16 protein-coding genes are annotated in these 16,770 nt (G+C 61.6%); 8 read left to right on the top strand and 8 right to left on the bottom strand.

Going from position 1 to position 16,770, the window contains the following annotated elements:
• Positions 1–132: 132 nt before the first annotated feature.
• From AC1MGT_RS11930 to AC1MGT_RS11895, 8 genes are all read right to left on the bottom strand, one after another.
• Positions 133–798, bottom strand: a complete 666-nt coding sequence (locus AC1MGT_RS11930) for a class I SAM-dependent methyltransferase (protein WP_183554668.1) — start codon at positions 796–798, stop codon at positions 133–135.
• Between the two features lie 134 nt (positions 799–932).
• The gene (locus AC1MGT_RS11925; RefSeq protein ID WP_499500340.1) at positions 933–1,598 is read right to left on the bottom strand and encodes a GNAT family N-acetyltransferase; all 666 of its coding nucleotides are present in this window, start codon (positions 1,596–1,598) and stop codon (positions 933–935) included.
• Positions 1,599–1,815: 217 nt separating this feature from the next.
• Positions 1,816–2,916 (bottom strand): nucleotidyltransferase domain-containing protein, encoded by a 1,101-nt coding sequence (locus AC1MGT_RS11920; RefSeq protein ID WP_499500339.1) that lies wholly within the window; start codon positions 2,914–2,916, stop codon positions 1,816–1,818.
• The gene (locus AC1MGT_RS11915; protein ID WP_499500338.1) at positions 2,913–3,830 is read right to left on the bottom strand and encodes an HprK-related kinase A; all 918 of its coding nucleotides are present in this window, start codon (positions 3,828–3,830) and stop codon (positions 2,913–2,915) included. Before AC1MGT_RS11915 ends, AC1MGT_RS11920 begins: the two co-directional genes overlap by 4 nt.
• Positions 3,818–4,033, bottom strand: a complete 216-nt coding sequence (locus tag AC1MGT_RS11910) for an HPr-rel-A system PqqD family peptide chaperone (RefSeq protein WP_499500337.1) — start codon at positions 4,031–4,033, stop codon at positions 3,818–3,820. The genes AC1MGT_RS11915 and AC1MGT_RS11910 overlap by 13 nt, the downstream gene beginning before the upstream one ends.
• A 67-nt stretch (positions 4,034–4,100) precedes the next feature.
• Positions 4,101–4,694 carry a hypothetical protein gene (locus AC1MGT_RS11905; RefSeq protein WP_499500336.1) on the bottom strand — a complete coding sequence of 198 codons (594 nt, stop codon included), beginning with the start codon at positions 4,692–4,694 and terminating at the stop codon, positions 4,101–4,103.
• A 172-nt stretch (positions 4,695–4,866) separates the two neighbouring features.
• The gene (locus tag AC1MGT_RS11900) at positions 4,867–5,484 is read right to left on the bottom strand and encodes an XrtA/PEP-CTERM system exopolysaccharide export protein (protein WP_499500335.1); all 618 of its coding nucleotides are present in this window, start codon (positions 5,482–5,484) and stop codon (positions 4,867–4,869) included.
• Between the two features lie 171 nt (positions 5,485–5,655).
• Positions 5,656–6,369, bottom strand: coding sequence for a S1 family peptidase (locus AC1MGT_RS11895; RefSeq protein ID WP_499500334.1), 714 nt, complete (start codon positions 6,367–6,369; stop codon positions 5,656–5,658).
• Positions 6,370–6,821: 452 nt separating this feature from the next.
• On the opposite strand from AC1MGT_RS11895, the gene AC1MGT_RS11890 reads away from it, so the two are divergent.
• From AC1MGT_RS11890 to xrtA, 8 genes are read left to right on the top strand one after another with little or no spacing between them, the layout of a single operon-like run.
• Entirely contained in the window at positions 6,822–8,357 is a 1,536-nt protein-coding gene (locus AC1MGT_RS11890) for an XrtA system polysaccharide chain length determinant (RefSeq protein WP_499500333.1), read from the top strand.
• A 26-nt stretch (positions 8,358–8,383) separates the two neighbouring features.
• On the top strand, positions 8,384–9,337 hold the full coding sequence (locus tag AC1MGT_RS11885; RefSeq protein WP_499500332.1) for an XrtA-associated tyrosine autokinase: 954 nt from the start codon (positions 8,384–8,386) through the stop codon (positions 9,335–9,337).
• Positions 9,318–10,943: a TIGR03016 family PEP-CTERM system-associated outer membrane protein gene (locus AC1MGT_RS11880; RefSeq protein WP_499500331.1), complete on the top strand. Its 1,626-nt coding sequence runs from the start codon at positions 9,318–9,320 to the stop codon at positions 10,941–10,943. The genes AC1MGT_RS11885 and AC1MGT_RS11880 overlap by 20 nt, the downstream gene beginning before the upstream one ends.
• A 17-nt stretch (positions 10,944–10,960) precedes the next feature.
• The gene (locus AC1MGT_RS11875) at positions 10,961–11,998 is read left to right on the top strand and encodes an XrtA/PEP-CTERM system-associated ATPase (RefSeq protein WP_499500330.1); all 1,038 of its coding nucleotides are present in this window, start codon (positions 10,961–10,963) and stop codon (positions 11,996–11,998) included.
• 6 nt (positions 11,999–12,004) lie between these two features.
• On the top strand, positions 12,005–12,889 hold the full coding sequence (locus tag AC1MGT_RS11870; protein ID WP_183554692.1) for an XrtA system polysaccharide deacetylase: 885 nt from the start codon (positions 12,005–12,007) through the stop codon (positions 12,887–12,889).
• Complete coding sequence (locus tag AC1MGT_RS11865) at positions 12,886–13,986, top strand: FemAB family XrtA/PEP-CTERM system-associated protein (protein ID WP_499500329.1); 1,101 nt, start codon at positions 12,886–12,888, stop codon at positions 13,984–13,986. The genes AC1MGT_RS11870 and AC1MGT_RS11865 overlap by 4 nt, the downstream gene beginning before the upstream one ends.
• 4 nt (positions 13,987–13,990) lie before the next feature.
• Positions 13,991–15,193 (top strand): TIGR03087 family PEP-CTERM/XrtA system glycosyltransferase, encoded by a 1,203-nt coding sequence (locus AC1MGT_RS11860; protein WP_499500328.1) that lies wholly within the window; start codon positions 13,991–13,993, stop codon positions 15,191–15,193.
• Positions 15,184–16,770, top strand: a complete 1,587-nt coding sequence (gene xrtA, locus AC1MGT_RS11855; RefSeq protein ID WP_499500327.1) for an exosortase A — start codon at positions 15,184–15,186, stop codon at positions 16,768–16,770. The genes AC1MGT_RS11860 and xrtA overlap by 10 nt, the downstream gene beginning before the upstream one ends.

The following is a 16,770-nucleotide window of genomic DNA, read 5'->3' as shown; positions in this document are numbered from 1 at the left end:
AATCACCGTGCCAGCTCAAGAAATTTGTTTTAAATCAAACAGTTAGCGATTCAGACTGTTCGAGATCAAACATCACTGTAAAAAATACCGACAGCATATTTCCTCCCTGAAGACGATGCTGTCAGATTGCTCCTACACCGGCTTGCGTACCACGACATTCCAAGTATTTCCCGAAGTAAATTCGGAGTGAATTTCATAACCTGCCGCCAACATCTTGGCGCGAAGTTCTTCGGTATGGAATGGGCTGTACAGAATCCCCTTGCGAATGCCCCAGTCGTTGATTTTTTGCGCTGCCCAGCGCAGCGGTGCGAAACCGGTTGGGTACAACAACACATTCGCTGCCATCGTGCCACCTGGTTTGAGCACACGCAGGATGTCGCGCAAGGCACCATCGATCGTCGGGAAGCAGTGGATCGAGTTGGCGATATTGGCCGTGTCGAAGCTGTTGTCGGCAAACGGCAGCTGTGCCGCATCGGCGTGCTGGACAACAACCTGGGGATTATTGGCAAAACGGCGCTTGGCACCGGCCAGCATCGACGGGGCGTAGTCGATACCAGTCACCTTGACTTGCGGCAGCTTGCGGCGACGGCGCCAGTTCAGCACCATCTCGAGCAGCGTTCCGGTGCCGCATGCCACTTCCAGGTGTTCCGGACCGAAGTTCGGTCCGAAGAAGCGCATCTGGGTGCCGATGGTGCTGTTATAAGCGAAGGTCAGAATGAAGAAACCGCGCAGGTCGTACCACCACGGCTCGGAGGAATAGGCTTCGGCGATTTCGTCCCTGGTCTTACCTGTCGTCATGGCGCACCCTCATTGTCAAATACAAGAGCGCTGAATATAGGACGTTCCTGCCAAGCAGGCAAGGAACAAATGCAACAGAGAAAGTATGGCGGGCTGCCGCGGCCCTTGGGAAGGGACCGCAGAAGGGTGACTGATTAACCGAGCTGGCGCAGGCGGTTGATGATACCGGCTTCTTCGCGCTGCGAAAAGAACCATGGAAACAGCGAGCGCTCGCCCACTGCCTTGTCCTGCATGCCGCCCCACTTGGCCACCTGCTCGGTCCCGTAGGCAGTGGCGGCGCTGAGCAGCACTGCCGGCGCCTGAACACGCGGGTTGGGCCGCGCTTCGCACACTGTCTGGAAACCCAACATGGCTTCATAGAAACGACGGTGACGTGGATTGACCTCAATGAAGATGTGCGTGCAACCATTCAGGTCGCGGGCATAGATCAGGGCCACGTGGAACAGCGAGGCCAGCACGGCCTTGGACTTGATCGCCGGATCGACAGCCAGCTTGATGATTTCGCATACCTTGCCGCTGTTGCGCTGGGTATCGACGTAGTCGGAAAACACCTGGTCGGCCATCAGGCCGATCTCGGAGTCCAGGCCCAGGCTCAATGTGCCGAACACCTGCCCGTGGTCCGAAGCGGTCAGCGTGATCCGGTTCGGATCGTTGCCAATCTGGTGATTCCCGCTATAGCCGCGCCAGGCGTACATCTTACTGATGAGCATGCTTGCGGAATTACGCTGGGTATCAATATCGGCCGCGCGAATGCCGAATACGCGTTCGTTGATGGTAACGTCGATGATGCTGGGATTCATTCCACCCTTAGCGAAGTCATCGCTGCCCAGACCTGCGCAAGAAACGGCTGGCGCTAATGTCTCGATCATATACTTCCTCCAGGCGAAACCGATGTGATGTATTAATGAAATGTGATCATCATAGCATCAATAATTACAATTTATAAATTTGGTTACCAAAATGAACTTTTTCTGGCACCAGGGCTACTAAACTCGTCAGAAAGTAAAGAGTAGCAGCTCAAGCGGCCTCTGCGGTACGTGGCGACAAGAAAGCCTTGTGAAACAAGTGGCGCGCGAGCAACACTGGTGGCATACGCAACCAGTTTCCGCGCACATACAAGGCAAAGCGGGCTGCACCGTCGAAGCGCGTAGCGCATTCCGGGTGCAATGGCGACAGCGCACGCAGGAAGAGCGCATCCATCAGTGGCAACAACAAGCGCGTCGGGCCAAACGGCGCGGCAGCAGCCAGCGTTGCGGCTGGCACCGGCGTGCCGAACGTGCGGGTGATGTAACGCAGTGCGTAGAACAACGGGCGCGTCAGTTCCAGCGCATCGGCACGTGCCACGAGGCCATCCCAGAACCCTGGCTCGGTGCCAAAATGCAGCGCCAGGCGATGCAGGTCGAACAGGTCGCGCAAGCCCTGGTCGAATTCGCCACCGAAGAACAGGTGCACGGCGCTGTGCAAGAACATGTCGTGTGGGCACAGCGTGTAGATACCCAATGCGCCCTGCTCACCAGGAATCTCCCGTGCTGCCGCAAGCAACAGTGCCGGATCGGGCCGCACCGGAGCCGTTTCGGGCAGGATCGCGTGGTGAACATCAATTGCATTACCGCGGCGCAAATGCACCATTGGCGGCAGCTCATGCATCCAGGTGCGGTAATAGCGTTCGTCGTAGGCGTCATGGTGGGTGCTGGCCCAGCCATGAACCATCAGCGCGCGCTCTACCTGGTCGAGGCTGTCCTTCGGCACCAGAATGTCGATGTCCGAGAACAGTCGCCCGCGCCCGGATGGTAGGTCCGCCATTGCATACGCCGCGCCCTTGAGCAAAATTAATGGCAGACCGAGACCGGCCAGGTCGCTGCGAATTCGTCCAACCTCATAGCCGGCGAGGCGCCGGTGACGCAGGGCCACGATACGCGCTGCTTCCAGGTGCTCACGCGGTTTGAGCGGCACATCGTTGAGCAGGCCGTTGTCTTCCAGCAAATAGACAAGGATCGCGCCGACATTGGCGCTGTTGGCCTGGCGCAGCAAGCGCTCCCAGCCAGGCAGGTCGAGAAAACGAACCCGGCCCGGCGTGGCCAGGACCTCGACCAGCAGCGATGAGGCAGGCGACATCATGGCCCCACTCCTGCCAGGCGGTCAAACAGGGCGATGGCTTCGTCAAGCTGGCTGTAGATAAATTCGTGACCATCACAATCATCGACCAGATTTGCCAGGCAGTCGAAGCCATCTTGCCCGAGCGCGAAATAATTGAACGCGTTGTCGGCCACCTGCATGAATAGCTGGCCCTTGGAAACGGAGGTGAGCGTGGTGACGGCCCCTGCTTGATAGCGGGGGAACACGATATGGCGTGCACGCGCTGGCTCGCTGAACCGCACAACACTGTCGGGCGGCGCTTTCAGGTGTGCAATTGTCCCCTTTGTGGTGCCAGGCACCGGCGTACCCAGGAAAGCATCGGGCGCGAAAGCGCGGATGATATCGATCGACGCATTCTTGAGGCTGACCGGACGAGCCAGCGGCACCAGCAGGCCATCGCCACGCCGCACCAGCGTCAATTCGTCCGAGAGCAAACGCCAGCCACGGCAGACCAGGGCCGCGCACAGGGTGCTTTTGCCGGAACCGGGCGGCGCCGGCAAGACGATCGCGCACCCGTTACGCTCGACGACGGCTCCATGCACGATCAGGTAGCGGTGAGCACGGTTGGAAACGCACCAGTTCATGACCCACTCGAACATCGGCCAAGCCTGGGCCAGCGGCAGCGGGGCGAATGGCTGGCGGCCATCGTAATCGAAGCGCACCTGGGGATGCCACCAGCGGCGCAAGCCGGTGGGCTGACGCAGACGCACCTGAAAATCGGCGAAGCCCCCCTCCTCTTCGATCGGATAGTCGTGATACAGAGACCCTATCCCATCGGCGACGAGTGAAATATTTGATTGAATACGGCTGACAAAAGGTCCAGTACGCAGTAACAGACCTGGACCGTCAAGACGCCGCACCAGCTCAGCACGGCCCAGATCGGCTACAAGGGACATTGTTCAATGAGATCCAGGCTGGCAAGTTGTCCGAGCAGGTTGGCCACGTCGTCGGACAAGGTCGCATCGTCCACTTCAAAGCGATCGCGCAGCGCCATCGTCAGGGTCGATTCGGAGAGCGGGCCCGCATCGAGTTGCTCAAGCACGACAAGCGCCTCAGGACTCAGCAGATGGGTGGCGCCGGACAGCGAATTGAACAACACGACTTCATCCTGAAACTGCCGGAAATGCAAGCCTGCATCCCCGGGACGGCGCCAGGACCCGGTGTGGTCACCGGCCGTGGATAGAGACAAGATAATCTCTGACCTCGGTAACGGACCAGTAGGTATTGGCGTCTACCTTGAAGTAACCACTTACCTTGAGCTCGCTCCACATGCGCTTGAGCGTGGGTACGGTGAGAACCGGAACGCGCTCGGAAATGACATTGAGATAAGCCGCCGCCAGGTGGCAGCCGATTTTATCCCGGTCGTAACTTGCCTTCATCACTGCAAGCAGGCTATCCCTGTAGTACGTTGTTGCAAAACGACGCTCATTGCAGGAGAAGACCTCGGCAAAGCGCTTTGTCTTGTTGCAAGGCCAACCACTCTGGATAAAGCACCACATCGTTGGCGACAAGGGACGGCATCGCTGCTCGGTGGCGATGTTGCTGTTCAGGCCAGCCGATTCGTACGCCGACGGCGACTCGCACACGAAACCGGTTTTGCTGAGGGTGGCGTGGCTCTCGAGCGTCCACAACACACCAGCAGCACCCAGGCCTGCCTTGGCCAGGCGACGACGCGTTGCACCGTGCTTGGGCATCGCGGGCGGTACCGGTGGGGGTAGCTGCTGCGGCTCGTTACCGCTCTGTTGTTGATCATTAGCCACGGATAGTCCTCGATTTCAATTGCGCACGCAGATGAACGAGCAAGATTCGTGCCCAAAAAAAGTTCCTGCGGGAATATTTTATAAAAAACAATTACTTAAGTGATACTCAAACTTGCTTTAGTACATTGACTAGCTACACGAGAAACAGTGTGTAAGAATATCCGACAACAGCTTAGAAGAAACTTTCGGGGATAACCAGAATATCGCCGGGACGCATCATGATATTAGCTGATATATCGCCATCTTTGATCAAGTCGTCCAGTCGGACCATCAGTTTTTCTTGCTTGCCATCGACATTGCGAATGATACTAGCCTTGTTGCCCGAGGCAAATTCCGTCACACCGCCGACAGCGATCACGACATCCATCACCGACATATCGCGGCGATACGGCAGCGCTTGGGGACGTGCGGCCTGGCCGATCACGCGGATTTGCTCACTGAAGTTACCGACGAAACTGGTGACGATGACGGTGACCACTGGCTGTTGAATGAACTTGGCCAGGGCGCCTTCGATATCGCGCGCCAGCTGGGTCGAGGTCTTGCCTGCGGCCGGCAAGTCTTCTACCAATGGCGTCGTGATCTTTCCATCCGGACGAACCGGGACCGACATCGATACTTCAGGGTTACGCCAGACAATGATATTAACGCTGTCGCCAGGGCCGATCAGGTAATCCGGATTGATCGGCGCCATCGCAGCACTGCTCGGCGCCACAGGCGTGGCACAGCCGCCAAGGATCAGCATGCAGGCAGCAGCACCAGCGGTTACCAGGTATTTTGTCAGTTTCATCATCGCTTCAGTCCTATTGCACCGCGTATCCTACTTGCTGAATGGCATACGGCGCACATCAATAATTGTTATTTCGGCATCATGACCTACGCTATTGTAGCGCAGACCTCGAATGAAACAAGCCATGCACAGTTGAAATACTTTGTTGTTGCGACTTTAAGACGACCGCTTTGCCTACCGTGCCAGTAGTTCTTTTACATGGCGCACGGGGATCGCATAGGTGATCCCGCTCGGCGCCGTGATTGCGGTTTCCTTCAAGCCCTTCACAAACACCATATTGATCACCCCCAGGACCTGTCCGGTGTCGGGGTCATATAGCGGACTGCCACTGTTGCCCGGATAGGCAGTGCCATCGAGCTGATAGATGCTGAAGGCCGTGCGTTGTAATTGGGCCACGGCGCGTGCATCGAGTCGGCGCGCACTAAGCGATGGCTGCATGACCGGGGTGATTGCCGCCAGCAGCGCGCGGTGCGTTGCCGGATACAACCCCAGCACCATGCCGAGCGGGAATCCGGTGAATGCCAGCGCCTGCCCTTCGGCCGCCATGCTCGCCTCGCCCAGCCGCATTGCGGGCAAGGGCGCCCCTTCAAAGCGCAGGTGCGCCAGGTCATGCTGGCGATCAACGCCGATCACCTGGACCGCGCGAAAACGTACACCGGTGCCATCAGGGATGACAATACCCAGTTGTTCGAGCCTGGCCCCATCAAGCTGGTTCGGCACGACGTGAGCATTTGTGATCACGCTCAGGCCGTCGCCGACCACAAACCCCGTGCCGCTGAACACGATGGCCGGGCTGCGGGTCTGCATTTGCGTGCCAATGCCCACGATCGAAGGCTTGACCGCTGCCACCGTCTGCACCAGTGTCGCGGCGATTGCGGGCAGACCCATGCTCCAGGCTAGTACCCCTGCTGCCAACTTCATTCCAATCATTCGACGCATCATCGGGACTTCTCGACTTCTATGTAGTGTAGTTGCACAACGGAAGCAATCGTACGGACCATTTCGGAATTTAGCCATTATAATAAGAACCTTTGAATTTGAGCAACACGCCTTTCTTCCTGCTTCATCACGATCCAGCAGCAACAGTTCAAAAAAATACACCAAGCAAGTTCATCAAATGTTTGCGATAATGCAACAATTAAGCGTGCACTAATGAAATTTATTTAAGATTCCCGACCGCTGTTTGCGGATGTGTTGCAAACAGATGGTACCAATTACCCAGAATCGCTGGATTTCCTAACCCTCAATTGCAATTGCTTAGGGTACAAGCGATCATGCACGTTGTTTATTTGTGAGCCTGGTTTTTTAGGAACCGGGACCTGACCGGCGAGACCGATACGATGGCTGAAATTACTTCCCAGATTCTTAACTTATTAAAAGCCATCGGCAAGTACCGCTGGCATGCGGTCATCATCGCCTGGGTAGTGGCGCTGGCCGGGTGGCTGGTCGTCTACACACTACCCAATCAGTACCAGGCCTCGGCTCGCGTCTATGTCGATACCCAGAGTATCCTCAAGCCGCTGCTCTCCGGCATGACCATGCTGCCCAACCTGGAGCAGCAGGTGCTGTTCATGCGCCGCACCCTGATCAGCCGTCCGAACGTGGAACGCGTCGTGCGCGAGGTTGACCTGGACGTCAAAGCGAGCGACGCAAAGGAAATGAACAAGCTGGTCGACGACATGATGGCCAACATCAAGATTGCCGGCACCGAACGCGATGATATCTACACCATCAGCTACACGGGCACCAGCGCGCGCGAAGGTAAGGACGTGGTCCAGGCTTTCCTGACGATCTTCGTCGAAGGCAGCTTTGGCGGCAAGAAGCAGGATTCCGACAAGGCAGTCGAATTCATCGACGACCAGATCCGTAGCTACGAAGAACGCCTGGCCGAAGCCGAGAATGCGCTCAAGGAATTCAAGATCAAGAACATCGGCATGTTGCCAAGCCAAGGCGCCGACTACGGCTCGCGCATGATGGCCACCAATGAAGCGCTGAACCAGGCGCGTCTGGAACTGGCTGAGGCAGAACAGGCGCGCAATGCAATTCGCCGCCAGATTTCGGGCGACAACCGCGGCGGCAGCGGCACGCGTGCTGCGCCGATCTTCGTCGATCCGGTCATGGATGAACGCATCGCCAACGTCAACAAGACGCTCGACACACTGCGTACCCAGTACACCGAGCAGCATCCCGACATCGTCGCCAATCGCCGCCTGCTTGAGCAGTTGCTGGAACGCCGCGCCGAGGCTGCCAAGAACACCAAACCGAGCCTGGATCCGGGTGCGAGCTACAGCCCGATGCTGCAGCAGTTGACTGTACAATTGTCCGATGCCGAAGCGCGTGTCGCTTCGCTGCAAGCGCGTGTGGCCGAATTCAGTTCGCGTTCCGGTCGCCTGCGCGGCCAGGGCGAGCAGGTGCCCGAGATCGAGGCCCAGCTGGCGCGCCTGAACCGCGACTACGAAGTCAATCGCGAAAACTACCAGAAGCTGGTCGAGCGCCGCGAATCGGCCAAGCTGTCGGGGGACCTGTCGTCGGCCACCGACATGCTCACCTTCCGCGTGATTGACCCGCCAACGGCACCAAATATTCCAAGCGGCCCGAACCGTCTGCGACTGTTCTCGCTGGTCTTTGTCGCCGCCCTCCTCGCCGGCCTGGCCGGTGCGTTCCTGTTGAGCCAGCTGCGTCCGACTTTCCTGAGCCAGGCTGCGCTGCGTGACGCAACGGGTCTGCCGATCCTCGGGTCGGTGAGCATGAACTGGACCGCCGAACAGACCGTGCTGCGCAAGCGCCGCCTGCTCGCCTTGGCCGCCTCGGTGCTGGTGCTGTTCGGCCTGTATGGTGCCGGCGTCGCCGCCATCCTGGTTCGCACGACGATGTAAGGCCGGTTGGCCATCAAGGAGCAAATGTGAGCATTATCGAAAAAGCGGCCAGCCGCATTGACCAGCAGCGCCAGAACGCTGCTCCCACTCCCGCCGCCAGTACCGCGGCGGATCAGAGCGATCCAATCGTCACCAATCCCGAATTCATCCCGGCGCGCCAGGCATCGCAGGATGCCGTCCGTGCGGAACCGGTTCTCACTACGGCCCCGGCGTCCTACGCCCCCCCCGAGGAGGTACTTGCCGGGCGCCAAAGCACCCGCCGCATCGAACTGGACCTGGCGCGCATGCGCGAGCTGGGCATGGTGACGGCAGCGGGTGGACGTACCAACTTGCTGGAAGAGTTCCGCATCATCAAGCGCCCGCTGCTCAAGCGCGCCTTTGCCGAACGCGGTCCCAAGGAAAATCCGGGCAACCTGATCATGGTGACAAGCTCGCTGCCGGGCGAAGGCAAGACCTACAGCGCGATCAACCTGGCCATGAGCATTGCCATGGAGCTCGATCACACCGTATTGCTGGTCGATGCCGACGTAGCGCGCCCTTCGGTGTTGCGCACGCTCGGCCTGCCCGCCCAGCGCGGCCTGATGGACATCCTGCTGGACGACACGCTCGATCTGTCAGACGTCATGTTGCGCACCAACGTCGACACGCTGTCCATTCTGCCGGCCGGCACCAGCACGCCGCGCGCGACCGAACTGCTGGCCAGCTCGACGATGACAGCGATGGTGCACGAGCTGGCGCACCGCTATCCGGACCGCGTGATCATCTTTGACTCGCCGCCCCTGATGCTCACCAGTGAATCGCGCGTGCTGGCCAGCCACATGGGCCAGATCGTCGTGGTGGTAGAAGCCCAGACCACGACCCAGCACGCAGTCAAGGAAGCCCTGCAGCAGCTCGAAGGAATGGCAAACGTCAATCTCCTGTACAACAAGACCAGGGATATTCCTGGCATTGAAGAAACGTATGATTATCACTATGGCTAAAGGGCGCGCTGGCCGTGCCATGCCGCGCCTGGCGCCGCTGGCGGCGGCTGCGATGCTGCTGGCCGCATTCCCGGCGCAGGCCGAATGGAGAGTCACGCCGACGCTGCTCGTCAGTGAGATCTGGACGGACAACGTCAACCTGACCGAAGATGCGCTCGCATACAGCGACCTCATCACTCAAGTATCGCCCGGCATCACGGTGCTCAACCGCAGCCGGCGCCTGAAAGTCGAGGCCACCGCACAGTTGCACGCGTTCGCTTACCTGCACGGCAATGACAACCGCGATCGGTCCGACCCTGATGTCATCGGCCAGAACTTCAATACCTCGAATACGCAGCGCACCTACCGTGGCACGCTCAACGGCGAAGTCGTGCGCGACCTGTTCTTCATCGACGCCAGCGCCTCGCGTGGGCAGCGGAGTGTCTCGGCCTTCGGTCCGCGCGCCGGCAACGACATGTACTCGAACCGCAACCGTGCGGATATCGACAGCTGGAGTATCAGCCCCTACCTGACCCATACGTTCGGCAATGTTGCGGCAGGTACACTGCGCTACACGCGTGACTCGGTCGGCGGTGGCGATACCCTCGGTTATCGCGGCACCGGTGGCGACACCATCCAGGCCACGCTCAACAGCGGCCGAGGCTTCCGGACAGTTGGCTGGGGCCTCTCGTATCGCAAGCAGGAACTGGGCGGCGCCGAGTATGGCGATTCGTCAAACGAAAACCTGTCAGGCAATCTGCGGTACGTCCTCACCCAGCGCGTGTCGCTGCTGGCCAACGCCGGCTACGACCGTTACCGGTACGAGGGACTGGGCGATGGCGACCAGGGCGCCAACTGGTCAGTGGGCTTTGCCTGGTCGCCATCGCTGCGCACCAATGTCCAGGCGACGGTGGGTCGTCACTTCTACGGCACCACCGGCACGCTGTCCGTGCTGCACCGGTCCCGTCACACGACCTGGAACATCAGCTACGACGATGCGGTAACCACGTCGCGCCAGCAATTCCTGCTGCCTTCGACCTTCGATACAGCAGGCCTGCTCGACAGCATGTTCACCACGGCCTATCCCGATCCGATCGAGCGCCAACGCATCGTCGCAGCTTACATCCAGGCGAACGGTCTGCCGCCATCGCTGACCGAGAGCGTCAACTACCTGAGTAACCGGTTCCTGCGCCAGAAATCGCTGCGCGCATCGGTGGGATACCGCAGGGGGTTCAGCAACGCCGTGTTCTCGGTATATGCCACTGACCGCAATGCGCTGTCTTCCCAGCAAAGCGACAGTCCGCTGCTGGGCAGCCAGCAAATCGGCCTGAACGATAATGTGCGGCAGAATGGCTTCAACGCTAACTATACATACCGTCTCAGTTCGCGCTCCAATTTGACTGCCTCCTACAACTTCGACCAGAGCGAATCCCGCTCGGTCGGTCTCGAGGACCAGCAAAGCACGCTTCGCCTTGGCGTATCACGCCGTTTCGGCGACCTGCTCGGCGCGGTCGACCTGCGCCGTCGCAGCGGCGACGTCGGACGCTGGAACAGCGACCGCAGCGATATTGGCGGTGGCACCTACACCGAGCACGCCATGGTGGCGACCCTGTCCATGCAGTTCTAAAAACAGCGACAATCACGATGTACGAAACTTATTACGGCCTGTCGGCCAAGCCCTTCCAGCTCCGCCCTGACCCGCATTTCTTCTATGGGTCCAAGGGCCACAAGCGCGCCATGGCGTATCTCGAGTACGGCCTGTCGCAGGGCGAAGGCTTCATCGTCATCACGGGCGAAGTCGGCGCCGGCAAGACCACGCTGGTGCGCAATATGCTGGGCAAACTGCCGCTCGACCAGATCGTGGCCGCGCACATCGTCAACACCAGCCTCGATCCCGAAGACACGCTGCGCATGGTGGTCTCGAGCTTCGGCCTGCCGTACGAAGGCCAGAGCAAGGCCGAGCTGCTCAACCGCCTCGAACAGTTCCTGCGCACGGTCGATCGCCAGGGCAAGCGCGCCCTGCTCGTGATCGACGAAGCCCAGAACCTCAATGCCCGCACGGTCGAAGAACTGCGCATGCTGTCGAACTTCCAGACCGACGAACGTTCGCTGCTGCAGACGTTCCTGCTCGGCCAGCCCGAGTTTCGCGCCACGCTGCACAGCCCCGGCATGCAGCAGCTGCGCCAGCGCGTCATCGCCAGCTACCACCTGGGCCCGATGGATGCGGCCGAGACGCGCGCGTATGTCGAGCACCGCCTGAGCACCGTCGGCTGGCAGGGCACGCCATCGTTCGACGACGGCGCGTACAGTGCGATCTACGCCTACAGCGGCGGCATCCCGCGCAAGACCAACACGCTGATGGACCGCGTGCTCCTGATGGGCTACCTGGAAGAACTGCAGGCGTTCACCGAAGCGCACATCAACGACGTGGTGCGCGACATCTCGGAAGAATTCGACGCGCCCGATACCGACAACCTGGCCGATGCCGACCAGACGAGCGGCGGCAGCCACGGCAACGAGTCACACCCGGGCGAGCGCCGCGCCAGCGTCGAGCAGCTCGACGAGCGCATGATGCGCCTGGAGAAATCGATCGTGTCGGTGCTGTCGATCCTGAAAAAGATCGCCGCCACGCCACCCAACGCCTCCGGCGCCGCGCCCCACCACCCGGACCACCAGGAATAACCCGCCATGAAAATGACCGCTCCCGCAGCCCGACCGCGTCCAGCGCCGGGTGAAAAAATCCGCAATGCGATGACCTGCGACGTGGAAGACTACTTCCAGGTGTCGGCCTTTGCCCCGTACATCGACCGCGACAGCTGGCCGACGCGCGAATGCCGCGTCGAAGCCAATATGGAACGCATCCTCGCGCTGTACGAGCGCGAAGGCGTGCGCGCGACCTTCTTCACACTGGGCTGGATCGCAGAGCGCTATCCCGCGATGGTGCGCCGCATCGTCGAAGCGGGCCACGAACTGGCCAGCCACGGCTATGGCCACCTGCGCGCCTCGGACCAGAGCCGCGCCGAATTCGACAACGATATCCGCTCGGCCAAGGCGCTGCTGGAAGACATCGGCGGCCAGGCCGTCGTCGGCTACCGCGCGCCAAGTTTTTCAATTGGTCACGGCAACCTGTGGGCGCTCGACGCGCTGCACGAAGCGGGCTACAAATACAGCTCGAGCATCTACCCGATCGCGCACGACCACTACGGCATGCCCGACGCGCCGCGTTTCGCGTTCTACCCGAACGGCCCGGACGGCATCCTCGAAGTGCCGATCACCACGGTGAAGATGGCCGGCCGTCACCTGCCGGCCGGTGGTGGTGGTTACTTCCGCCTGCTGCCCTACGCGCTGTCGCGCTGGATGATGGAAAAGGTCAACCGCGAAGACGGCGAGTCAGCCCTGTTCTACTTCCACCCGTGGGAAATCGACACCGACCAGCCGCGGCCTGATGGCCTGGGCGCCAAGGCGAAGTTCCGTCACTACGTCAATATCGACCGCATGGAGCGCCGTCTCGAACAGCTGGCGCGTGATTTCAAGTGGGACCGCATGGACCGCATCTTCCTGGACAAGCCATGAATTCGATCATCGAAGCGGCGCAAGCCAGGCGCGCGGCGCCCGTCGCCGCTGCCGCCGGTCCGCAGACGCTGCATTTGATGACGCCGCAAACCGCGGCGCGCTGGGATGCATTCGTGCGGGCCTGCCCGGAAGCGACGTTCTTCCACCTGTCCGGCTGGCAGTCCGTGATCGAGCAATCGTTCGGCATCAAGACCTGGTTCTACTTTGTCGAGCAGGACGGCCAGATCCAGGGCGTGCTGCCGCTGGCAGAGATCAAGAGCCGCCTGTTCGGCCATTCGCTCGGCGCGATGCCGTTTTGCGTGTACGGCGGCGTAGCTGCCATCGACGATGGCGCGCGCGTGATGCTCGATGGCGCGGCCGATGCACTGGCGCGTCAGCTCGGCGTGGGTCACCTCGAATACCGCGCCATGGAGCGCGCGCACCCGCACGACCCGAGCTGGCTGACCAAGGAGCTGTACGTCACGTTCCGCAAAGAGATCAGCGCCGTCGATGACGACAACCTCAACGCCATCCCGCGCAAGCAGCGCGCCATGGTGCGCAAGGGGATCAAGCTGGGCCTGAAGGGCGTGGTCGAAGACAACGTCGACAATATGTTCACGGCCTACGCCCACAGCGTGCTGCGCCTGGGTACCCCGGTGTTCCCGAAGAAGTACTTCGCGCTGCTGCAGAAGACCTTCGGCGCCGAATGCGAAGTGCGCTCGATCTACACCAGCGACGACCGCCTGGTCGGCTCGGTGCTGTCGTTCTACTGGCGCGATGAAGTCGTGCCCTACTACGGCGGCGGCATGGACCTGGCGCGCGAAGTGGCGGGCAACGATTTCATGTACTGGAACCTGATGCAGGCTGCCGCGGCGCGCGGTTGCCGCCTGTTCGACTTCGGCCGCAGCAAGCTGGGTACCGGCGCCTACGACTTCAAGAAGAACTGGGGCTTCGTTGCCACGCCGCTGCCGTACGAGTACAAGCTGTACGCCACCGATGCGCTGCCGGACAACAATCCGCTGAACCCCAAGTACCAGTTGTTCATCAAGGTGTGGAAAAAACTGCCGCTGCCGGTGGCGAACTTCCTGGGCCCTTACATCGTGCGCAACCTGGGCTGACAACGTGCAAGACCTGCTGCTGCTGATTCACCGCATCCCGTATCCGCCCAACAAGGGCGACAAGATCCGCTCCTACCACCTGCTCAAGCACCTGGCGCGCGACTACCGCGTGCACCTGGCCACGTTCGTCGACGATGCCGACGACTGGCAGCACGTGCCGGCGGTGGAGGCGCTGTGCGCCAGCAGCCATTTCGCCCCTCTTAATCCGCTGCGCGCCCGCGTGCGCAGCCTGGGCGCGCTCGTCAAGAACCGCTCGCTGTCGCTCGACTACTACCAGGATGCCGGACTGGCGCGCTGGGTCGACCAGGCCGTCGCCACGCACAACATCGATCGCGTGATGGTGTTCTCGTCGCCGATGGCGCAATACGCCGACAAGCTGGGCGATGCGCGCCGCGTGATCGACTTTTGCGACGTCGATTCCGATAAATGGCGCCAGTATGCCGAGAAGAAGTCGCCGCCCATGAGCTGGCTGTACCAGCACGAAGCGCGCCAGTTGCTGCGCTACGAGCGCCAGGTCGCCAGCCAGTACGACGCGTCGCTGTTCGTCTCGGCGCCCGAGGCCGATTTGTTCCGCAAGCTGGCGCCGGAAAGCACCGCGCGCATCGGCCACTTCAGCAACGGCGTCGATACCGAATACTTCTCGCCCGAACATGTCTTTGCCAGCCCGTACGCCGCGGGCGAACGCGCCCTGGTATTTACGGGCGCGATGGATTACTGGCCGAATGTCGACGCCGTGCAGTGGTTCTGCGACGAGGTCTTCCCGGCCCTGCGCGCGCAGGATCCGGCGCTGGCCTTCTACATCGTCGGCTCGCGCCCGAATGCCCAGGTCCAGGCGCTCGGCGCCTTGCCGGGCGTGACCATAACGGGCACCGTGCCGGACGTGCGCCCGTATATCCGCCACGGCTGCGTGGCGGTGGCACCGCTGCGCATCGCGCGCGGCATTCAGAACAAGGTGCTGGAAGCGATGGCCATGGCCACGCCGACGGTGGTCTCGCCGCAGGCGCTCGAAGGCATCGACGCGGCCCCGGGCAGCGAGCTGGCAGTGGCCGATGGCGCGCCGGCCTGGATCGAGACCGTGGGCGCGCTGCTGGCGCGCCAGCACGAACAGAACGCAAGCATGGGCCGCGCCGCACGCGCGCGGGTCGAAGATCACTATAGTTGGCCAAGCAACCTGGCCTGCATCGAGGAGCGACTGGAATGCACGTGACACCCCCATCCGGCATTGCCGGCGCCAAGCTGGATGCCGCGCTGGTCTCTGCTCCTACGCCATTGGCACGCTCGAGCGCCATGCTGATCGCGCTGGCATTGCTCGCGCCCTTCTTCCTGTACCTGGGCACCGCCGAATCGCTGGTTGCGATCTGGAACAGCTCCGAGACCTTCGCCCACGGCTACGCCATCCTGCCGATCAGCCTGTGGCTGATCTGGCGCCGGCGCGACGTGTTCGACGCCATTCCCGCGCGTCCCTGGGCGCCCGCGCTGCTCCTCTTGGCGATGCTGGGGGCCGGCTGGCTGCTGGCGCGCATGGGCGAAGTGCAGGTCGTGATGCAATACGCGTTTGTCGCCATGTTCCCGATCGTGGCGCTGGCCATGCTCGGCCCGCGCCTGGCCGGGGCGCTCGCGTTTCCGCTTCTCTTTCTGCTGCTGGCGGTCCCGTTCGGCGAAGTGTTCGTCGGCCCGCTGATCAACCTGACCGCCGACTTCACCGTGTGGGCCGTGCAGGCCACCGGCATCCCGGTGCTGCGCAACGGCACCCGCTTCGAGCTGCCGACCGGTTCGTGGTCGGTGGTGGAAGCCTGCAGCGGCGTGCGCTACCTGATTTCGTCGGTCACGCTGGGCTGCCTGTACGCTTACCTGACTTACCAGTCGACGAAGAAGCGCCTGATGTTCGTGGCAGTATCGATCGTCGTGCCGGTCATCGCCAACGGTCTGCGCGCGTACATGATCGTGATGATCGGCCACCTGTCCGGCATGGAACTGGCCACGGGCGTGGATCACCTGATCTATGGCTGGGTCTTCTTCGGGCTGGTCATGCTGCTGATGTTCTGGATCGGCAGCTTCTGGCGCGAAGACGATCCGCTCCCTGCGAGCGAACTGCCGGTCGCGGCGCGCACACGCCGCGATGGTGTGCCCCCGGTCAGCACGGCCCGCATGGCAGCGATGTGCGCCGCCGTGGTGGCGCTGGCCGCGCTGTGGCCAGGCTTTGCCCGCTACAACGATGCGGCCAATCTCAATCCCCGGCAGGTAGAGCTGGCGAACGTGGCGGTCGGCTGGCCGCAGGCGGCGCCATTTACCGGCTGGACGCCGCGCTGGGTCGCGCCGGACGCCACTTACCGCGCCACCTTCCGCAACCCCGACGCCAGCGTGCCGGTCTCGCTCGACATCATCTACTACCGCAACCAGCGCAACGGCAAGGCCCTGATCAGCTCCATCAATATGCTCGCCGAGCCCGACGACGCCTGGCATGCACTGGGTGGCTCGGCACGCAGCGAAACGATCGACGGCAAACCGGTCACGCTGCGTGAAACGCGGATGACCGGTCCGGGCGGCCAGTTCCTGGTGTGGCAATGGATGTCGATCGACGGCCACCTGACCTCGAACAACTACGTCGGCAAGCTGCTGCAGGCCCAGGCCAAGCTGCGCTTCCGCGGCGACGATGGCGCCGTCGTGCTGCTGTCGGCGCCGGTGGGCGACGACCCCGACGCCGCGCGCGCTGCACTGCGCGCCTTCATGACGGTGCAGGGCCAGGCGATCGAGCGTGCCATCGAGCACGCGCGCGCGCATTGA

Source organism: Telluria sp. BA11, from assembly GCF_056680305.1.
The sequence above is the reverse complement of the archived record's forward strand: the minus strand, read 5'-3'. Positions and strand labels throughout refer to the sequence as shown.

Coding starts and splice junctions, on each gene's coding strand:
- AC1MGT_RS11930 (WP_183554668.1), bottom strand. CDS start 798: ATGACGACAGGTAAGACCAGGGACGAAATCGCCGAAGCCTATTCCTCC.
- AC1MGT_RS11925 (WP_499500340.1), bottom strand. CDS start 1,598: ATGAATCCCAGCATCATCGACGTTACCATCAACGAACGCGTATTCGGC.
- AC1MGT_RS11920 (WP_499500339.1), bottom strand. CDS start 2,916: ATGATGTCGCCTGCCTCATCGCTGCTGGTCGAGGTCCTGGCCACGCCG.
- AC1MGT_RS11915 (WP_499500338.1), bottom strand. CDS start 3,830: ATGTCCCTTGTAGCCGATCTGGGCCGTGCTGAGCTGGTGCGGCGTCTT.
- AC1MGT_RS11900 (WP_499500335.1), bottom strand. CDS start 5,484: ATGATGAAACTGACAAAATACCTGGTAACCGCTGGTGCTGCTGCCTGC.
- AC1MGT_RS11895 (WP_499500334.1), bottom strand. CDS start 6,369: ATGGGTCTGCCCGCAATCGCCGCGACACTGGTGCAGACGGTGGCAGCG.
- AC1MGT_RS11890 (WP_499500333.1), top strand. CDS start 6,822: ATGGCTGAAATTACTTCCCAGATTCTTAACTTATTAAAAGCCATCGGC.
- AC1MGT_RS11880 (WP_499500331.1), top strand. CDS start 9,318: ATGATTATCACTATGGCTAAAGGGCGCGCTGGCCGTGCCATGCCGCGC.
- AC1MGT_RS11875 (WP_499500330.1), top strand. CDS start 10,961: ATGTACGAAACTTATTACGGCCTGTCGGCCAAGCCCTTCCAGCTCCGC.
- AC1MGT_RS11870 (WP_183554692.1), top strand. CDS start 12,005: ATGAAAATGACCGCTCCCGCAGCCCGACCGCGTCCAGCGCCGGGTGAA.
- AC1MGT_RS11865 (WP_499500329.1), top strand. CDS start 12,886: ATGAATTCGATCATCGAAGCGGCGCAAGCCAGGCGCGCGGCGCCCGTC.
- xrtA (WP_499500327.1), top strand. CDS start 15,184: ATGCACGTGACACCCCCATCCGGCATTGCCGGCGCCAAGCTGGATGCC.